Genomic DNA, 16,688 nt, shown 5'->3' on the forward strand with positions numbered 1-16,688 from the left:
GAGAGCCCACCATGACCACGGTCGTCGACCGGTGGAACATCCACCCCGAGCACCGCTGGCTGCGCGGCGAACGAGCCGACCCGGCCATCCAGTTCGACGAGACCCAGAACCTGTGGAACGTCTACGGTTACGCCGCGTGCCGGGAGATGCTCAGCGACTACCGGACCTTCTCCTCCGGCACGGCCCGCCTGCTGCCCGTCAGTGTGGACGCCTCCCTCATGGAGGGCGACCTCTCCCAGATGGACCCGCCGGACCACCGCAAGTACCGCAAACTGCTCACCCCGGCCTTCGCGCCCAGCCGCATCGCCGCGATGGAGCCGCGGATCGCCGCGATCACCGACGAGCTGCTCGACGCCGTCACGGGCAAGCCCGACATCGACCTCGTCGCCGACCTGGCCTATCCGCTGCCGGTCATCGTCGTCGCCGAACTCCTCGGGGTCCCGGCGAGCGACCGCGCCCTGTTCAAGGGCTGGGCGGACAACGTCATCGAGAGCTTCAGCGGGTTCACCTCCCTGGACACCGAACAGGGGCCCGAGGACATCCGCGAGGGCACGCAGCAGCTGCAACCACTCCTCGAGTACCTGGGCGGGCACATCGCCGAACGCCGCCGCCGGCCCCGCGAGGACCTGATGACCGTGCTCGCCACCGCCGAGATCGACGGCGAACGCCTCACCGACAACGAGGCGGTCAACATCGCCAACATCATGCTGATCACCGGGCACATCACCACCTCGATGGTGCTCGGCAACACCGTGCTCTGCCTGGACGCCTACCCCGAGCAGGGCCGGCGCGTCCGCGCGGAGCGGTCCTTGGTCCCCGGCGCCATCGAGGACGCGCTGCGGCTGCTGCCGCCCGCGACCGTGCTCACACGCGCCACCGAGACCGAGGCCGAGGTCTGCGGCCTGCGCATCCCGAAGGACCAGTTGATGTTCCTGTGGCTGGGCGCGGGCAACCGCGACCCGCTGGAGTTCCAGGACCCCGACCGCTTCGACCCCACCAGGGACCCCAACCCGCACTTCGGGTTCGGCGGGGGCATCCACTTCTGCATCGGCGCCGGACTGGCCCGTCTCGAAGGACGCATCGCGCTGAATGCGCTCCTCGACCGCTTCCCCGTGCTGCGCACCGACCCGGACACACCGCCCGGCTTCTTCGACACGCCCGACATGATCGGGGTCAACAAGCTTCCCCTCCACACCGTCTGACGAGGGAGCCACCACGATGCAGTCCCCCCTTCCCGCCATGGTGTCGGGCTATGTGTCCTCGCAGATCGTCCACGCGACGGCGGAACTGGGCCTCGCCGACGCACTCGCGGACGCCCCGCGCCGATACACCGAGCTGGCCGAGCACACCGGGACCGACCCGGCCGCCCTGCGCCGCCTGCTGCGCGCCCTGGTCGGCCTCGGCCTCGTCGAACAGCTCGACGCCGACCGGTTCGCCCTCACCCCGCTCGGTGGCCAGCTGCGCACCGCGGCGCCGGACTCGCTCCGCGACGACGTCCTGCTGTCCGTCACGCCGGAGCTGTGGCAGGCGTGGGGCGCGCTCACCCACGTCGTCCGCACCGGCGAGCCCTGGCGGCACGCCAGCACCCGGCTCACGGCCCACGAGTCGGCGCTGCGCGACCCGCGGACGGCGGCGCTGTACCGCGAGGCCAAGGCCCGCAGCTCGCAGGAGTTCACCCCCGGCCTCGCCGAGGTGTACGACTTCTCCCGCTTCCGTACGGTCGTCGACTTCGGCGGCGACGACGGCGCCCTCATGGCCGCGGTCCTGTCGTCCGCCCCCGAACTGCACGGCGTCCTGTACGACCTGCCCACCGCGCTCGACGGCGTCAGGGCCACCCTCGACGCGGCGGGGGTCGGCAAGCGCTGTGACGTCGTGGAAGGCGACGTCACGGGCCGGATCCGCACGGACGCCGACGCCTACCTGCTCAACCACCTGGTCCGGGACGTCGGCGACGACGCGGCGGTCGCCCTGCTCGCCCGGTGCCGGGCCGCCATGACCCCCACCGCCCGAGTGCTCCTGTTCGAGACCGTGATGCCGCCGCTGCTCACCTCCGCCGACTCCGCGAGCTTCGGGCTCACCGACCTCAACAACCTCATCTACACCGGTGGCCGCGAACGCACGGCGGAGGAGTACCAGGCGCTCCTGGAAGCGGCGGGACTCACGCGCGTCGCGGCCACCGCCGTACCGGCCGCCGACGGGCTGCCCGACTACCACGTCATCGAAGCCGCGCCCACGCCCGCTGAAGGCGCCACGACAGGGCCGGGGGAGAAGTGAGCGATGCGGTACGACAGTCCAGGACCCGCCTCAGGAGTGCGGCCAGACGCTGTAGCGGCGCAGCCCGTACAGCAGCGGCCGGCAGCGCGAGCCGTTGGTCACCCCGTAGACCTCGCCGAACACGATGACGTGATCGCCGACGGGCTGCGGCGTACGGGTCCAGCAGTCGGCGACCGCGTGCGCGTCCTGCCGCAGGTGCGGACCGGCGCAGTCGCCGTCGAGGTGCCAGGGCACGCGGTCGAACCGGTCCGGGGCGCCCGAAGCGAACAGCTCGGCGGTCGTCTGCGCCTCGGCGTGCAGCAGGTTCACCGCGAATTCCCCCCGGTCCACCACGGCCGCCAGCGTCGGGCTCTTCCCGCGCAGGCACACCAGCAGGGTCGGCGGATCGAGCGTGACACTGCATAACGACGAGCAGGTCATCCCCCACGGACGGTCGTCGAGATCGAGCGCGGTGACCACGGCCACTCCCGTCGGGAAACCACGCATCATCGCACGGAATCCCTCACCCTTTGTTGCCGCCCTGTCCCTGTGTTCGATCGACTCTGTCATTCCTGCCCTCTTTCTGCCGGCATCGAGCCGACGGTCGCATGCCACACCCATGAAGGAATCATCAACGGACGTGACGCGGGAGGATTTCGACTGACGGGAACGGAGCATCGCGAGGGGGCCAATCGGTGGCCCGGACGGATCACCGTGGCGCAGTGCCCCAGGCACTGAAGCACAGCGAACGTATCACTGGCCGCCCGGCTCCGAAACCTTCGGATTCCAGCGAGTTCTCTCACACCGCGACCAAGACAAGGAGTGCCCCATGGACGACAACCGCATACGGAACATCGTAATTCTGGGCGGCGGTACCGCGGGATGGATGTCGGCGTGCTATCTCGGCAAGGCTCTCGGCCCCCAGGTGAACATCACGCTCCTGGAAGCGCCCGCGATCCCGAGAATCGGCGTGGGCGAGGCGACCATCCCGAACCTGCACAAAGTCTTCTTCGACTTCCTCGGCCTCGCCGAAGAGGAGTGGATGCGCGAGTGCAACGCCAGTTTCAAAGCGGGGATCAGGTTCATCAACTGGCGCACGCCCGGCGCGGGCGAGAGCGCGGCGCGGCCCGCGGCCGACGGCCGCGGGGACCACTTCGACCACCTCTTCGGGCTGCTCCCCGACCACGAGAACCTGCCGCTCTCGCACTACTGGACGTACCGCCGGGCGTCCGGCGCGACCGACGAGTCCTTCGACCGCGCCTGCTACGTACAGCCCCCGGTCCTCGACCGCAACCTCGCGCCGCGCCACCTCGACGGCACCAGGTGGACGAACTACGCCTGGCACTTCGACGCGAACCTGGTCGCCGACTACCTGCGCCGCTTCGCCACCGGGAAGCTGGGCGTGGCCCACGTCAAGGACCGCTACACACACGCCGAGATGGACCACCGCGGGTTCGTCACGGCCATCAACACCGAGACCGGAAACCGGCTGGAGGCCGACCTCTTCGTGGACTGTTCCGGTTTCCGCAGCCTGCTGATGAACCAGGTGATGCGCGAGCCGTTCCTGGACATGAGCGACTACCTGCTCAACGACAGCGCGGTCGCCACCGCGGTCCCGAACGACGACGAGAAGGACGGCATCGAGCCCTACACCTCCGCCATCGCGATGTCCTCCGGCTGGACCTGGAAGATTCCCATGCTCGGTAGGTTCGGCACCGGCTACGTCTACTCCAGCCGCTTCCAGTCCGTGGATTCGGCAACAGCTGAATTCTGCCGGATGTGGAACCTCGACCCGGAGACACAGCCGCTCAACCAGATCAAATTCCGGGTGGGCCGCAACCGGCGGGCCTGGGTGCGCAACTGCGTCGGCATCGGCCTCTCCTCCTGCTTCGTCGAACCACTGGAGTCCACCGGCATCTACTTCATCTACGCCTCCCTCTACCAGCTGGTGAAGCACTTCCCGGACAAACACTTCGAGCCGATCCTGACGAAACGGTTCAACACCGAAGTGGAGAAGATGTTCGACGACACCCGGGACTTCATCCAAGGGCACTTCGGCTTCGCGCCCCGCAATGACACACCGTTCTGGCGGGCCTGCAAGGAACTCGAATTCTCCGACGACTTCGTCGAGAAGGTGAACATGTACAAGGCGGGCCTCTCCGTGGAGACGCCGGTCGTCGACGAGGGCAACTACTACGGCAACTTCGAGGCGGAGTTCCGCAACTTCTGGAACAACTCCAGCTACTACTGCATCTTCACGGGGCTCGGCATGCTCCCGGACCACCCGCTGCCGTCGCTGTCCCTGCGGCGGGAGGCCGTGGAGGCGTCGGGCGCCGTCTTCGCCGACATCAAACGCCGACAGACCGAACTCGTCGACACGCTGCCGTCGACCTACGAGTACCTGCGCAGGCTGCACAAGGGGCAGTAGCGTTCCGCCGGACCGCGAACGGAGAGCCGGACAGTGAGTACACACGTCGCCGCGGCCGGGTCCTCCTCCGTGACCACGGCGAGCCTGCTGGGCGCGCTGGCCCTCGTGCTCGCCGCCGCCTTCCTCTTCGCCAGGCTCGCCAAGGGCGCCCGGCAGCCCGCGGTCGTCGGTGAGATCGTCGCCGGCATCGCCCTGGGGCCCAGCGTGCTGGGGCTGCTGCCGGGCGACCTGGTCGAGAGGCTGTTCCCCGCGGACATCAGGCCCGTCCTCCAGGCCCTGTCCCAACTCGGGCTCGCCCTCTTCATGTTCGGCGTCGGCTATCAGTTCCACACCTCGCACCTGCGGCGACACGGCCGCCGCATCACGGCCGTGTCGCTCAGCTCCGTCGCCCTGCCGTTCGCCCTGGGGGCCGGGCTCGCCGTGGCCCTGGCCCCCTGGTTCGAGCGGTCGGACATGAAGACGGACGGCCTGCTCGTGCCGGCGATGTTCCTCGGGGCCGCGATGTCCATCACCGCGTTTCCGGTACTCGCCCGCATCATCAGCGAACGCGGCCTCCAGAAGGACCCCATGGGGGCCGTCGCCATCGCGTGCGCGGCCGTCCAGGACGTCCTCGCCTGGATCATTCTCGCCCTGGTCGTCGCGCTCGCGGAGAGCTCCGCCCCCTGGCCGCTCGCCCGGATGGCGCTCGCCTCGGCCGCGCTGCTCGCCGGCCTGGTCTGGCTCGTCCGGCCCGCGCTGACCTGGGCGCTGGCCCCGGCGCGCCCGTGGTCCGGCGCCCTGGTCACCCACGCCGTGCTCGTCGTGGGGCTGCTCCTGAGCGCCTGGGCGACCGAGGTCATCGGGCTGCACGCGGTGTTCGGGGCCTTCGCCTTCGGGGCCGTCGTGCCCCGGGCCGAGGTCGACGCGAGCGCCCCCGAGATCCCGGAGCGCATCGAGCAGACCAGCCTGCTGTTGCTGCCGGTCTTCTTCGTCGTCACGGGCCTCGCGGTCGACCTCGGCGGGCTCGGCGGAAGGGGCGTGGTGATCCTGCTGGCCGTGCTCGTGGTGGCGTGCGCCGGGAAGTTCCTCGGCGCCGCGGGCGCGGCACGGCTCACGGGAGCGACCGGGCGGGAGGCGGCCGTCCTTGGCACGCTGATGAACGCGCGCGGCCTGACGGAACTCATCATCCTCAACGTCGGCCTCGGCATCGGGGCCCTGGACGGCCAGATGTTCACGGCGATGGTGATGATGGCCGTCGTGACCACCGTCATCACCGGCCCGCTGCTGGACCACTTCCAGCGCCCGACGGGCCGGCGCGGCACACCCGGAGGTGCGAGCAGGACCGCCCTGCGCCTCCCGGCCACCTCACCGGACGATCCGCGCTGACCGGCGGCGGACGGCGGCCTCGCCCGGCAGGCCCGGCCCGACCGGCGGTGCCGTCGTCGGTCGCCCTCGGTCGTCGCCGGGTCGTCGCCCGGACATCGTCAGGCCGTCGGCTCCTCGTCGGTGGTGCCCGGGGCGGCGATCGCCTGTTCCGCGGCGCGGCTGACCTCTTCCCAGGACGCCCAGGTGTCCATGCGGCCGCGCGTCAGGTCGAAGGCGAGGTCGTAGACCATGCTGCCCAACAGGAGCCGCAGCGGGGGCCTTTCGCTGTCCACGAGCGTGAGGAGGGCCCGCGCGGCGAGCCGCGGGTCGCTGTCGACGGAGCCCTGCGCGAACTGCTTCTCCAGTTCCGCCCGCAGCGGGGCGTACGCCTCCCGCGGCTCCGTGCTGCCCATGCGCGTGTAGAGGTCGGTCCAGTAGCCGCCCGGCTGGACGATGCTCACCTTGATCCCGAAGTCGGCCACCTCCATGGCGAGGGACTCGCTGAGGCCTTCGAGGGCGAACTTGCTCGCGCTGTAGAGGCCGCTGCTCGGGAAGCCGCCGAGGGCGCCGATGCTGGAGATCTGCACGATGTGCCCGCAGCCCTGCGCGCGCAGGGTGGGCAGCACGGCCTGGCTCACCCAGAGCGCGCCGAAGAAGTTGAGGTCCATCAGGGCCCGCGCCTCGGCCTCGGTGAACTCCTCGACCATCCCCATCGACAGCGCACCGGCGTTGTTGACGACGACGTCGAGTCGGCCGAAGTGCTCGACGGCCTCGGCGACGGCCGCGAACACGGCGTCCCGCTCGGTCACGTCGACGCCGAGCGCCAGGACGCGCCCGGCGTGGGCCGCCGCCAGCTCCTCCAGCGGCCCGGTGGTGCGTGCGGCGACGGCCACGCGGTCGCCCGCGGTCAGCGCCGCCTCGGCGAAGGCGCGGCCGAGTCCGCGGCTTGCGCCGGTGATGAACCAGACGCGGCCGGTGCCGTGTGCTGTGCTCGACATGGGTGGTGCCCCCTGGTGATGGATGAACGGACGAGACGAGACGCATCGTCATGGTCAATATCCCCCATGCGGCGCCGCCGCGGTAGGGGCTTCCTCCTGGCCGGCGACCGGGTGTGTCGGACCCCTCCGCTAGCCTCCCCGCATGCCTCTCACCGTTGATCAGCTGACCGGATACGTGGAGCGGGGCCTCGACGCCGATCTGGCGCGCTGGTTCCCCGGCGGGCCGCGGGTCGACGTGCCCGCGTCGACCCGCCCGGTCGCCCCGTTCCTCGCCGGGCTCCCGCGCGACGCCGCGGCCGCCCTTGCCGCCTTCGACCGCCGGGTCCGGTCGGGAACCCTGCCGGGCGTCCTGGACGTGGCCGACTGGTCGTACGGCTTCGACTTCGCGGCCAACGGCTGCCGGATACTCGACTCCGACCACGAGACGGAGCTCTCCGACGACGACGTGTGGTCCGTCGGCGCCGACGGCGGGGGCAACTACTACGTCGTGCTCACCAGTGGCCGTGTCGCGGTGTGGTTCCACGAGGAGGAGGTCATCGAGGCCCACACCCAGTACGACAGTCTCGACGTCTTCGTGTGGTCGGTCGTCCGGTACCACGCCGTGCGCGCCGGTGTCCTCGACCTGGCGGCCGTCGAAGCCGACTTCCGTGCCCTCGGGCAGCCCGGAGTGCTGGAACCGCAACTCGGGCTGCTCGCCTCGCTGTCCTGAGGCGGGTGCCCGCACGCCACCGTCCGTCCACGCGGCCCCGAGGAGCGAACTCCGGGGACGTACCGAAGAGAAGAAGGGAGAGCCCCATGACCCGACCGGCCACCGGGACGCTCCACCACGTCGAGATCTGGGTGCCCGACCTGGCCCGCGCCGTCACCTCCTTCGGCTGGCTGCTGGAGGCCCTCGGCCACACGGAGTTCCAGCGCTGGGGCACGGGCCGCAGCTGGCGGCTCGGAGCGACGTATCTGGTCCTTGAGGAGTCCCCGGCGCTCACTTCGGACCGGCACGACCGGTGCCGGCCCGGCCTGAACCACCTGGCGTTCCACGTCCAGGACGCCCACGCCGTGGAGGCGCTGGCCGCCGAGGCGCCGCGGCACGGCTGGAGCCTGCTGTTCCCCGACCGCCACCCGCACGCCGGGGGTGAACGGACCTACGCCGCCTACTTGGAGAACACCGACGGCTTCGAGGTCGAACTCGTCGCCGTCGACCCGACCGGCGGCCGAGGGGCGCGGCCCGCGGATGAGTAGCCGTACTCAGGGATCACGCGAATCCGCGTGCATGGAACAGCGAACGGCGGGCAGACGCACGTCACATCCCCCTCGGGGGAGGGGAGAGAGCCAGTGACGTCGAGAGAAGGGTGGAAGGTGTGGCTGCCGCGACAGGTGCAGTGTCCGAGGTCCAGGTGCCCGCAACGCACGGCGGCGCGGACGGTGAACTGCCACTGATCGAAGCGCCGCTGTCCGTCGAGCCGCGCGACGCCCGGGTGCTGTCCAAGCAGTTCTTCGCCCGCCTCGCCGTGCTGGAAGAAGGCACCCATGAATTCCAGTACGTCCGCAACACGCTGATCGAGCTGAACCTCTCCCTCGTCCGCTACGCCGCCACCCGCTACCGCAACCGCGGCGACGAGCGGGAGGACATCGTGCAGGTCGGCACGATCGGTCTGATCAAGGCCATCGACCGCTTCGACCTGACGCGCGAAGTGGAGTTCACCACGTTCGCCGTCCCCTACATCGTCGGCGAGATCAAGCGCTTCTTCCGGGACACCAGCTGGGCCGTGCACGTGCCGCGCCGCCTCCAGGAGGCGCGGATCGAGCTGGTCAAGGCGACCGAGGAGCTGTCCAGCCGCCTCGACCGCGACCCCACCACCGCCGAGCTGGCCGAGCTGATGTCCCTGCCCGAGGAGGAGGTCGTCGAGGCCCGCAAGGCGGCCAACGCCTATACGTCCTCGTCCCTCGACACCACGCTGCTCACCGGCGCCGGAGGGGACGAGAGCGAGGCCGTCCTCGCCGACTTCATCGGCGCGGAGGACGCCGGATACGAACTCGTGGAGGACCTGAACAGCCTGGCCCCGCTGATCGGCGAACTGTCCGAGCGGGACCGGGAGATCGTCCACATGCGGTTCGTGGAGGAGCTGACGCAGGCGGAGATCGGCGAGCGGATCGGGGTGTCGCAGATGCAGGTCTCCCGCCTGCTGAACCGCATCCTCGGCCGTCTGCGCGCGGGCCTGCTGCCCGAAGGCGCCTGAGCCCCACCGGTCACGGGCCGACCGGACAACTGCACGCGGTGCGCGGCGTCCCCACGCCGCAGCACGACAGGAACGTGGCGGGGCCGCATGCGGCCCCGCCACGTTCGTCTCGGTTCCCCGATCGCGCCCGCTCATGTGTTCCGGGCTCACCCTTAAGTGCCATGGTTCGTACGGGACTGAGGGGTACACGGAGTCGGACGAGTACGACGGCCCCCGCTCCGCCGCCGCGCGGAACCCGCCGGTAGCGGCGCGAAGGGGATCGATAACATGTGCCGGGCAGCGGGCGACAACCGGCCGGGTGAGCCGAACGTCCGCCCAACTCCCGGTCAGCAGCAATAAGGATGACGCCCCGTCGGGCGTCTCCGGAAGGTGAGAGGTTGGGCTGTGACTGGCAGCGACACCGCCGTACGTGAACGCGTCACCGAGGTCCTGCGCGCGAACGCCGACGACATCGCGGACCGCTGGGTGCGCCTACAGCGCGAACAAGCCGTGCTCGGCAGCGACCTGACCGAGGGCGAACTGCACGAGGAGGCCGACGCCCTGGTGGGCGCCCTGACCGGGGCCCTCGCAGGCCCGGGGAACGCGCACGGCCTCGTCCACACCCACGAGGACCTCAACAGGAGCGTCACCGACCTCGCCCTGCGCCGGGCCCGCGCCGGCGCGACGCCGACCGTGGCCTCGCTCGCCGTCCAGGCCCTCAAACAGGCGCTCCTCGAAGCCGTGCGCCGCGGCACGCACGAGAGCGACGAGATGCTCGCGGCCGCGCTGCTCATCAACCAGCTCCTGGACAGCGCCGGGGCCCTGTCGTTCGAGGTCTACGTCGAGGGCCGCGAGGAGATCATCCGCCGCCAGAGCCGTCAGCTCCTGGAGATGTCCACCCCCGTCGTACGGCTGTGGCGCCAGGTCCTCGCCGTACCGCTGATCGGCACCCTGGACACCGCGCGCACCCAGATCGTCATGGAGAACCTCCTCCAGGCCATCCAGGACGACCAGGCGCTGGTCGCCATCATCGACATCACCGGTGTGCCCACCGTCGACACCGCCGTCGCCCAGCACCTCATGCAGACCGTCAAGGCGGTACGGCTGATGGGCGCCGACTGCGTCATCAGCGGGATCAGGCCGCCGATCGCCCAGACCATCGCCCAGCTCGGCATCGACCTGTCGACCATCCTGACCCGCGCCACGCTCGCGGACGCGCTCGCCGCCGCCATCAAGCTCGCCGACACCCCCGGCCCCGACGGGACGGACGGCCGGTGACCGAGCGCCCCACCGCGGGAGTGCCCATCCTGCGCCTCGGTGACGTCCTGGTCAGCGGGCTCCTCAACGAGCTCGACGACAAGTCGGCCCTCGCCTTCACCGAGGAACTCACCGAGACCATCGCGGCCAGCGGCGCGCGCGGCGTCCTCATCGACATCTCCCGCCTGGAGCTCGTCGACTCCTTCGTCGCCCGCATGCTGATGGACCTCAGCACCATGGCGCGGCTGCTCGGCGCCCGCGTCATCGTGGCCGGGATGCGCCCGCCGGTCGCCATCACCCTCGTCGAGCTCGGCATCGAGCTGGCGGGCGTCGAGACGGCGCTCAGCGCCGAACAGGGCCTGACCGCCCTGGGCTGGCGGAAGGGCGCGCCGCCGCGGGAGAGGGCGGAGCCATGACGCGAGCCGACGCGGGGACCGCCGCCGCGCCCCGCACCGAGGGGGCGTCCGGCCGGGTCCGCCCGCAGGAGTCCACCACCCACACCGTGTACAGCGAGGAGGACCTGCTGCACGTCCGGCACGCCGTGCGGGCCGCCACCGTGCTCGCGGGCTTCGGCATCGTCGACCAGACCCGGGTGGTCACCGCCGCCAGCGAACTGGCCCGCAACGCCTACGTGCACGGCGGTGGCGGCACCCTCACCGTCGAGATCGTGCGCAGGCTCGGCACCACGGGCCTGCGGCTGACGGTCAAGGACGACGGGCCGGGCATCGCCGACGTGGAGGCCGCCCTCACCGACGGCTTCACCACCGGCGCGGGCCTCGGCCACGGCCTCGGCGGCGCCCGCCGGCTCATGGACGACTTCACGCTGCGCACCGAGGCCGGGCGGGGCACGGTCGTCACGGCCGTGCGGTGGCACAAGAGGCGCGCGTGACCCCTGGCCCCGGCGGTGGACCCGGCGCCGCGCGGCCCGGCCTCGCGGAGCCCACCCGCGCCGTCCCCATCGACCACTTCAGCGCCGTGCACCTCGCCGCGGCCACCGCCCGCACCCTGGCCCGGCGGTGCGGGCTGCCCGGTGCCCTGCCCGACCGCGCGGCCGTCGTCGCGTCGGAGCTGGCCAGCAACATCGCCAAGCACGCCAGCGGCGGCAGCCTCTACCTCCAGCGCCTCCCGCACGGCGACGGCCTGGAGATCATCGCCGCCGACCGCGGGCCCGGCATGCGCGAGCTGGAGCGCTGTCTGACCGACGGCTACACCACCACCAACACCCTCGGCGCGGGGCTCGGCGCGATCCGCCGCATCGCCACCACCCTGACCATCCGCACCCGGGCGGGCACCGGCACCCTGGTCTGCGCCCGCCTCGCGCCCCCGCACCGCACCACGGACGCCGAACGGCCCGTGGGGACCCTGTGCCTGCCCGCCGAGGGGGAGCGGCACTGCGGCGACGCCGCGGCCGTGGCCCTCACCGACCGCGGCCTGACCGCCCTCGCCGTCGACGGGCTCGGCCACGGAGCGGAGGCGGAGGAGGCCGCCCGCGCCGCCGTGCGCTGCTTCCACCGGGTGCCCGACGCCGATCTGCCCGACCTGCTCGCCGCGGCGCACCGCGCCCTGCGCCACTCCCGGGGCGCCGCCATCGGCGTACTGCGGCTGCGGGACGACACCCTCGACTACTGCGGCGTCGGCAACGTACGCGTCGCGCTCCTGTCCGCCGACGACGTCGGCCAAAGGCTCAGCGGCCAGCCCGGCGTCGTCGGCTGGAACATGCCGCCGCCGCAGGTCCGCCGCCTCGGCGCGCCCCCGGGCACGACGGCCGTGCTCCACACCGACGGCGTCGACCAGCGGTGGTCCCGGGACCCGGAGCCGTTCCTGCTGCGCCTTCCGCCGCCGCTGCTCGCCGCCGCCCTCGTCCACGGCTTCCGCCGCAGCCGCGACGACGCGACCGTCGTCACCGTCAAGACCCCTCAGAGGCCCCGATGACCGTCACCGACCTGCGTTCCCTCCCGGCGCTCAGACACGCCGTCCGCTCGCTCGCCGACACCCACGGACTCGGCGTGGAGGTACGCGCCCGCCTCGCGCTCGCCGTGACCCGCGTGGCAGCGCCGTTCGTGGCGGCGGACCACCCGGTCACCCTGGCCGCGACCCGGGAGGACGGCGTCGAGGACGGGGCGCCGCTGCTCGTCGTGACCCTCGGCCACCGCGCGTGCCGCGTCGACGTGGGCGACGACGAGCTGCCCCTCACCGCGCACAGCACCACGCCGTCCACCGTGACCTGGCACATCGCCCTCGACACCGCCGGGGTGACGCCGGAGCCGCGGGCCGCGGACGAACTGCCGCACGGCGAGACCGAGGTGCTCCTCAAGGAACTCGGCGCCGCCCTGGCCCAGGTCGACGCCCTCAAGGCCGAACACCGCCTCCTCAAGCACGAACTGGCCGAGACCAACAGCGGTGTGCTCGCCCTGTACGTCCAGCTCGACGAGCGCGACCAGCAGGTGCGCCGCGCCCACGGCCGCGTCCTGCGGGAACTGGAGGACGCCCTGCGCCCGCCCGTCCTGGACGTGCCCGGCCTCGAACTGGGCGTGCACTACGCCCCGGCCGACTCCGAGGCGCCCACGGGAGGCGACCTGTACGACTGGTTCGTCCTGCCGGACGGCACCGTGCACATCACCGTCGTGGACGCGCTCGGCCACGGTGTCCGCTCCACCCGCACGGCCCTCAACGTCACGCACGCCGTGCGCACCCTGGCCCTCGAAGGCCACCCCTTGGATTCGATCGTGGTCCGCACGAACGAGGTGCTCGCGCCCTTCGACCCCGCCCTGATGGCGACCGTCCTGCTGGCCCGGCTGCGCCCGGAGACCGGTGAGCTCCACCTCGCGGGCGGCAGCCATCCGCCCGCGCTGCTCATGCGCCAAGGCGGCGGCACCGAGTACCTCGAAACCCCCGGCCGCGGCATCGGCTTCCCGCTGCCCGGCAGCGAGAAGGTCCGCCGCACCCGGATGCGCCCCGGTGACCTGCTGCTGCTCTACACCGACGGCCTCACCGAGAGCCGCAGGGACCCCGAGGAGGGCGAGGCACGCCTCGCCCGCGCGGTCCGCGACCACGCCCACCGCCCCACCGCCCACCTCCCCAGGGCGCTCGCCAAGGAGATGCACGCGGTGATACTCCACGCCGACGACACCCTCGCCCTCGCGGTGCGCCTCGGCGCGGGGCCGACGGGGCCGCGGGAGTAGGGCGGGGTCAGGAGCGCGGCACCGACGCGTCGCCCACGGCGTCGGTGGCCTCGACGACGTGGAACACCCGCTCCGTGTGCGTCAGGCGCAGCAGGTGACGGACGCTGGCGGACGGCCGCGCGAGCAGCAGCCGAGCGCCCGAGTCGGCCGCCCGCTGCCGCAGGTTCAGCAGGGTGTTGAGCCCGCTGGAGTCGCAGAACGTGACACCGTGGCAGTCCAGGACCAGCGTCCGCGAGCCATCCCCGAGCAGCGGTCCCGCGGCTTCGGCGAGCGAGGGCGCGCCCTCCAGGTCCAGCTCGCCCGAGAGCCGCAACACGGCCCGCACTCCCGGGGGTTCGCCCTCGTGGCCGATCTTTTCTTCGTCCTCGCGGCCGAGCCAGAAGCGGTTGTCCATGGCTGCGCACCTCTCCCGGGCCGTCACCGCCCGACTCGCTGCTGACGTGCGTTCGTGGAGCTGACCTGTACCCCGACTCGACGCCCTTACCTGCGCGTCGGTGATCAGGGTCCATGTCGCCTTGCTCACACACCGCGCACGCGGCACGCCCGCGGACGGCGAACGGACCTGGAGTGCCGCGGAGTTCACGCCAGCGGCACGGTGGCGCGCACTCTCTTGCCGCCCGGACACCACTCGACGTCGAGGCGTCCTGCCAGGTCCCGCACCAGGTGGAGCCCGAAGCCGCCCGGCCGCGCCGGGTCGAGGGGCAGGGTGCGCGGCGGCTCGTCGGCGGCGTCGTACACGGACACGGTCAGACCCCGGTCGCTGTGGTCGAGTCGCAGGGCGGTCACGCCGTGGGCGTGCCGCAGGGCGTTCGTCACCAGCTCCGACACGACCAGGAGCACCGCCTCCGCCTGCCGCTCGTCGCCGTATCCCACCGACGCCATGAAGTCACGCGCCGCCGCGCGTGCCTCGGCCGCCGACACCGCCCCGTTACGCTCCCACTCGCGCACCACTCGCTGCTCCTTCGGAGGGTGCATCACGACAACCTCCCGTCGTTCCGCGGTTCACACCGATCGCTTGCCCCGAACCCCGCGGAGTACGCGGTGGTTCTGGAGCGGTACGCGGAAGCGGTGGATCCGGCGGCCGGGTGTGGGGGCCGGGGCGGGCCGTGGAGGTCGATCCCGGCGGCGGTCCACCGGCGCGCCGCCTTGCTTTCCCGGTGTTCCGAGGGGAGTGCGCACGGGGGAAGCAGACCCACTGGAATGGAAAGGGCGGCGGGCGGCTCGAATGCGGCCGGGCGGCCGATGTTAACTCGCCGGTATAACTTACGAGTAGTTTATGGGGCGCGTCGGCGCCAAGGGCGCGAGTGGGCAGCGCAAAGCCATCACATTCCCGTAGAAGTGGTGTAGACCATACTCCTGGCGCGGCACCCAGTCAACGTCTTGTCTTTCCATTCGGGGCGCGGGTAGATTCCCCGGCCAAGCACCGCCTGGAATTAGCCGCCGTTGCACATGGTGAAATCCCTGGCGTTGCACATGTTGAAATGGTCTCAGATGGCAGGACAAGGATGGTGGAACCGGAGCTTCCTGTGCTTCTCTGAGCCCGAGCCGAGCGACATCCGAGGGCACCGTACGGACCACCCCGTGCGCGCTTCCGTTTTCTTTTCCTTTTCTTGGCGGGGAGGGTTAGTGATTGCTGTGCACACGCATGGGCGGCGCCCGCACGTCACGCGCTCATCCCGTGCGGCCTGCACCCGGTGTCGGCGGCCCGTGGTGAAACGGGACGCCCAGCGGCGCGACGAGCGGCTGCTGCGGACGGCCTTCATCATTTCCAGCACCGGGGACTGGGTATTCCGCTTCGCCTTACCCGTGCTCGTGCTCCAGCTGACCGGTTCGGCGGTCTCGACGGCGCTGACCTACGCGATCGAATTCGTGCCCTTCGTGGTCATCGGACTCTTCAGCGGAGTCGTCGCCGACCGGGCCGACCGACGGCAATTGATGATTGCCTGCGACGTCGTCTCCGCGGTGATCGTCGCCGGGATCGGCGTGCTCTGTCTGATCGATCCGCCGACGGTCCTGGTGATGGCGGCCGCCTTTCTGCTGGGGTGCGTACGGCCGTTCTCGTTCCCGGCGTTCCAGGGGTTCATCACCGAGCGGGTCGCCGAACACCGGCGGGCCTCGATGAACGCCTGGGTCCAGGGGGCGGACGGCACCCTCGGCATGCTGGGCCCGGTCGCGGGCGTCGCGGTGGTCACGCTGCTCGGGCCGACCGCGGCGAGCTTCGTGAACGCGGCGTCGTTCGCCGTCTCCGCCCTGCTGATCGCGGCCACCGCCGTCGTCGCGGTGGGGCGGCGGCTGAGCGCCTCGATCGGGGCCGCGTGCCGCTCGCTCGTGCCGGACGCCGTCGCGGCGCTGCGCATGGTGATGACGCAGAGCGCCCTCCTGTGGGCCACGATCCTGCTGACCCTGGCGAACTTCACCTTCCCCGCCGCGGCGGCCAACCTCGTCTACATCGTGGCCGGGCCCACCGGGGACGTCCCCGCCTCCCTCGCGGTGATCGCCGCGGCCCAGGGGCTCGGCGCCGTCCTGGGCGCCGCCGCGTCCCCCGTGCTCCTGCGGAGGTTCTCCGCGGGCGCGCTCATGGCGGCGGCCATGGCGGTGAAGGCCCTCGCCCTGACGCTGCCCGCGCTGTGGCCCGGCATCGGCGCGCTGACCGTGTGCTGGTTCGTCGTCGGCACGACGACCTCCACGTTCATCGTGCCGTGGCGGACCTATCGGCAGGGCGCGGTCGACCCGGAATTCCTCGGCAGGGTGGTGGGGCTCCAGCGGGCCATTCCGTTCGCGGCCGTTCCGGTCAGTTCGCTGCTCGGCAGCTGGCTGGTCGTCGAGTTCGGGGTGGCCACCCTGTTCACGGCCATCGCGGTCATTCAGTTCTTCGTCTGGCTCGGTACTCGTTTCTCGCCATTGGGGAGATCCGGCTCGTCGAGTGTCGAAGTGGCAGGTCCGTCGGTAATTCCGGCGGCACAGCCGAGTCGCACCGGCGGGAATTAAGCCGACAACGGTTGTCCGGACCGGT

At 71.6% G+C, this 16,688-nt stretch carries 17 protein-coding genes; 13 read left to right on the plus strand and 4 right to left on the minus strand.

Annotated elements, in window-relative coordinates; genetic code table 11:
* Positions 1 to 11 precede the first annotated feature (11 nt).
* Positions 12 to 1,202: a cytochrome P450 gene (locus tag MQV74_RS35450; RefSeq protein ID WP_242727205.1), complete on the plus strand. Its 1,191-nt coding sequence runs from the start codon at positions 12 to 14 to the stop codon at positions 1,200 to 1,202.
* 16 nt (positions 1,203 to 1,218) lie between these two features.
* On the plus strand, positions 1,219 to 2,274 hold the full coding sequence (locus tag MQV74_RS35455) for a methyltransferase (protein ID WP_242727208.1): 1,056 nt from the start codon (positions 1,219 to 1,221) through the stop codon (positions 2,272 to 2,274).
* A gap of 30 nt (positions 2,275 to 2,304) precedes the next feature.
* Here the strand turns inward: MQV74_RS35455 and MQV74_RS35460 are convergent, their stop codons facing one another.
* Positions 2,305 to 2,763: a flavin reductase family protein gene (locus MQV74_RS35460; protein ID WP_308402342.1), complete on the minus strand. Its 459-nt coding sequence runs from the start codon at positions 2,761 to 2,763 to the stop codon at positions 2,305 to 2,307.
* 319 nt (positions 2,764 to 3,082) lie between these two features.
* Here MQV74_RS35460 and MQV74_RS35465 point away from each other — a divergent pair, with 319 nt between their 5' ends.
* Positions 3,083 to 4,681, plus strand: a complete 1,599-nt coding sequence (locus MQV74_RS35465; protein ID WP_242727211.1) for a tryptophan halogenase family protein — start codon at positions 3,083 to 3,085, stop codon at positions 4,679 to 4,681.
* A gap of 33 nt (positions 4,682 to 4,714) precedes the next feature.
* A complete protein-coding gene (locus tag MQV74_RS35470; RefSeq protein ID WP_242727213.1) occupies positions 4,715 to 6,046 on the plus strand; it encodes a cation:proton antiporter in 1,332 nt (443 codons plus the stop codon).
* A 98-nt stretch (positions 6,047 to 6,144) separates the two neighbouring features.
* Here the strand turns inward: MQV74_RS35470 and MQV74_RS35475 are convergent, their stop codons facing one another.
* The gene (locus MQV74_RS35475) at positions 6,145 to 7,023 is read right to left on the minus strand and encodes an SDR family NAD(P)-dependent oxidoreductase (RefSeq protein ID WP_242727215.1); all 879 of its coding nucleotides are present in this window, start codon (positions 7,021 to 7,023) and stop codon (positions 6,145 to 6,147) included.
* Between the two features lie 142 nt (positions 7,024 to 7,165).
* Here MQV74_RS35475 and MQV74_RS35480 point away from each other — a divergent pair, with 142 nt between their 5' ends.
* From MQV74_RS35480 to MQV74_RS35515, 8 genes are all read left to right on the plus strand, one after another.
* Complete coding sequence (locus tag MQV74_RS35480; RefSeq protein WP_242727217.1) at positions 7,166 to 7,732, plus strand: hypothetical protein; 567 nt, start codon at positions 7,166 to 7,168, stop codon at positions 7,730 to 7,732.
* Positions 7,733 to 7,818: 86 nt separating this feature from the next.
* On the plus strand, positions 7,819 to 8,259 hold the full coding sequence (locus MQV74_RS35485) for a VOC family protein (protein ID WP_242727226.1): 441 nt from the start codon (positions 7,819 to 7,821) through the stop codon (positions 8,257 to 8,259).
* 140 nt (positions 8,260 to 8,399) lie between these two features.
* Positions 8,400 to 9,257 carry an RNA polymerase sigma factor SigF gene (locus tag MQV74_RS35490; RefSeq protein WP_374120739.1) on the plus strand — a complete coding sequence of 286 codons (858 nt, stop codon included), beginning with the start codon at positions 8,400 to 8,402 and terminating at the stop codon, positions 9,255 to 9,257.
* A gap of 384 nt (positions 9,258 to 9,641) precedes the next feature.
* Positions 9,642 to 10,514 carry an STAS domain-containing protein gene (locus tag MQV74_RS35495; protein WP_242727228.1) on the plus strand — a complete coding sequence of 291 codons (873 nt, stop codon included), beginning with the start codon at positions 9,642 to 9,644 and terminating at the stop codon, positions 10,512 to 10,514.
* On the plus strand, positions 10,511 to 10,909 hold the full coding sequence (locus MQV74_RS35500; protein WP_242727230.1) for an STAS domain-containing protein: 399 nt from the start codon (positions 10,511 to 10,513) through the stop codon (positions 10,907 to 10,909). Before MQV74_RS35495 ends, MQV74_RS35500 begins: the two co-directional genes overlap by 4 nt.
* Entirely contained in the window at positions 10,906 to 11,382 is a 477-nt protein-coding gene (locus tag MQV74_RS35505; protein WP_242727233.1) for an ATP-binding protein, read from the plus strand. Before MQV74_RS35500 ends, MQV74_RS35505 begins: the two co-directional genes overlap by 4 nt.
* A complete protein-coding gene (locus MQV74_RS35510; protein WP_242727235.1) occupies positions 11,379 to 12,425 on the plus strand; it encodes a SpoIIE family protein phosphatase in 1,047 nt (348 codons plus the stop codon). Before MQV74_RS35505 ends, MQV74_RS35510 begins: the two co-directional genes overlap by 4 nt.
* Positions 12,422 to 13,675 carry a PP2C family protein-serine/threonine phosphatase gene (locus tag MQV74_RS35515; protein ID WP_242727237.1) on the plus strand — a complete coding sequence of 418 codons (1,254 nt, stop codon included), beginning with the start codon at positions 12,422 to 12,424 and terminating at the stop codon, positions 13,673 to 13,675. The genes MQV74_RS35510 and MQV74_RS35515 overlap by 4 nt, the downstream gene beginning before the upstream one ends.
* A 7-nt stretch (positions 13,676 to 13,682) precedes the next feature.
* Here the strand turns inward: MQV74_RS35515 and MQV74_RS35520 are convergent, their stop codons facing one another.
* A complete protein-coding gene (locus MQV74_RS35520; protein ID WP_242727239.1) occupies positions 13,683 to 14,069 on the minus strand; it encodes an STAS domain-containing protein in 387 nt (128 codons plus the stop codon).
* Positions 14,070 to 14,254: 185 nt separating this feature from the next.
* Positions 14,255 to 14,650 (minus strand): ATP-binding protein, encoded by a 396-nt coding sequence (locus MQV74_RS35525; protein ID WP_242727241.1) that lies wholly within the window; start codon positions 14,648 to 14,650, stop codon positions 14,255 to 14,257.
* Positions 14,651 to 15,382: 732 nt separating this feature from the next.
* Between MQV74_RS35525 and MQV74_RS35530 the strand changes: the two genes are divergently transcribed.
* Positions 15,383 to 16,663 (plus strand): MFS transporter, encoded by a 1,281-nt coding sequence (locus tag MQV74_RS35530; RefSeq protein WP_242727243.1) that lies wholly within the window; start codon positions 15,383 to 15,385, stop codon positions 16,661 to 16,663.
* Positions 16,664 to 16,688 lie beyond the last annotated feature (25 nt).

It is taken from the genome of Streptomyces sp. AN091965 (assembly GCF_022698285.1).
In the GTDB taxonomy this organism is placed as follows: Bacteria; Actinomycetota; Actinomycetes; order Streptomycetales; family Streptomycetaceae; genus Streptomyces.

What these genes read in the sequence shown, in the direction of transcription:
- MQV74_RS35520 (WP_242727239.1), bottom strand. Translation starts at nt 14,069, where the DNA reads ATGGACAACCGCTTCTGGCTCGGCCGCGAGGACGAAGAAAAGATCGGC.
- MQV74_RS35505 (WP_242727233.1), top strand. Translation starts at nt 10,906, where the DNA reads ATGACGCGAGCCGACGCGGGGACCGCCGCCGCGCCCCGCACCGAGGGG.
- MQV74_RS35465 (WP_242727211.1), top strand. Translation starts at nt 3,083, where the DNA reads ATGGACGACAACCGCATACGGAACATCGTAATTCTGGGCGGCGGTACC.
- MQV74_RS35475 (WP_242727215.1), bottom strand. Translation starts at nt 7,023, where the DNA reads ATGTCGAGCACAGCACACGGCACCGGCCGCGTCTGGTTCATCACCGGC.
- MQV74_RS35515 (WP_242727237.1), top strand. Translation starts at nt 12,422, where the DNA reads ATGACCGTCACCGACCTGCGTTCCCTCCCGGCGCTCAGACACGCCGTC.
- MQV74_RS35485 (WP_242727226.1), top strand. Translation starts at nt 7,819, where the DNA reads ATGACCCGACCGGCCACCGGGACGCTCCACCACGTCGAGATCTGGGTG.
- MQV74_RS35455 (WP_242727208.1), top strand. Translation starts at nt 1,219, where the DNA reads ATGCAGTCCCCCCTTCCCGCCATGGTGTCGGGCTATGTGTCCTCGCAG.
- MQV74_RS35450 (WP_242727205.1), top strand. Translation starts at nt 12, where the DNA reads ATGACCACGGTCGTCGACCGGTGGAACATCCACCCCGAGCACCGCTGG.
- MQV74_RS35460 (WP_308402342.1), bottom strand. Translation starts at nt 2,763, where the DNA reads ATGATGCGTGGTTTCCCGACGGGAGTGGCCGTGGTCACCGCGCTCGAT.
- MQV74_RS35480 (WP_242727217.1), top strand. Translation starts at nt 7,166, where the DNA reads ATGCCTCTCACCGTTGATCAGCTGACCGGATACGTGGAGCGGGGCCTC.
- MQV74_RS35525 (WP_242727241.1), bottom strand. Translation starts at nt 14,650, where the DNA reads ATGCACCCTCCGAAGGAGCAGCGAGTGGTGCGCGAGTGGGAGCGTAAC.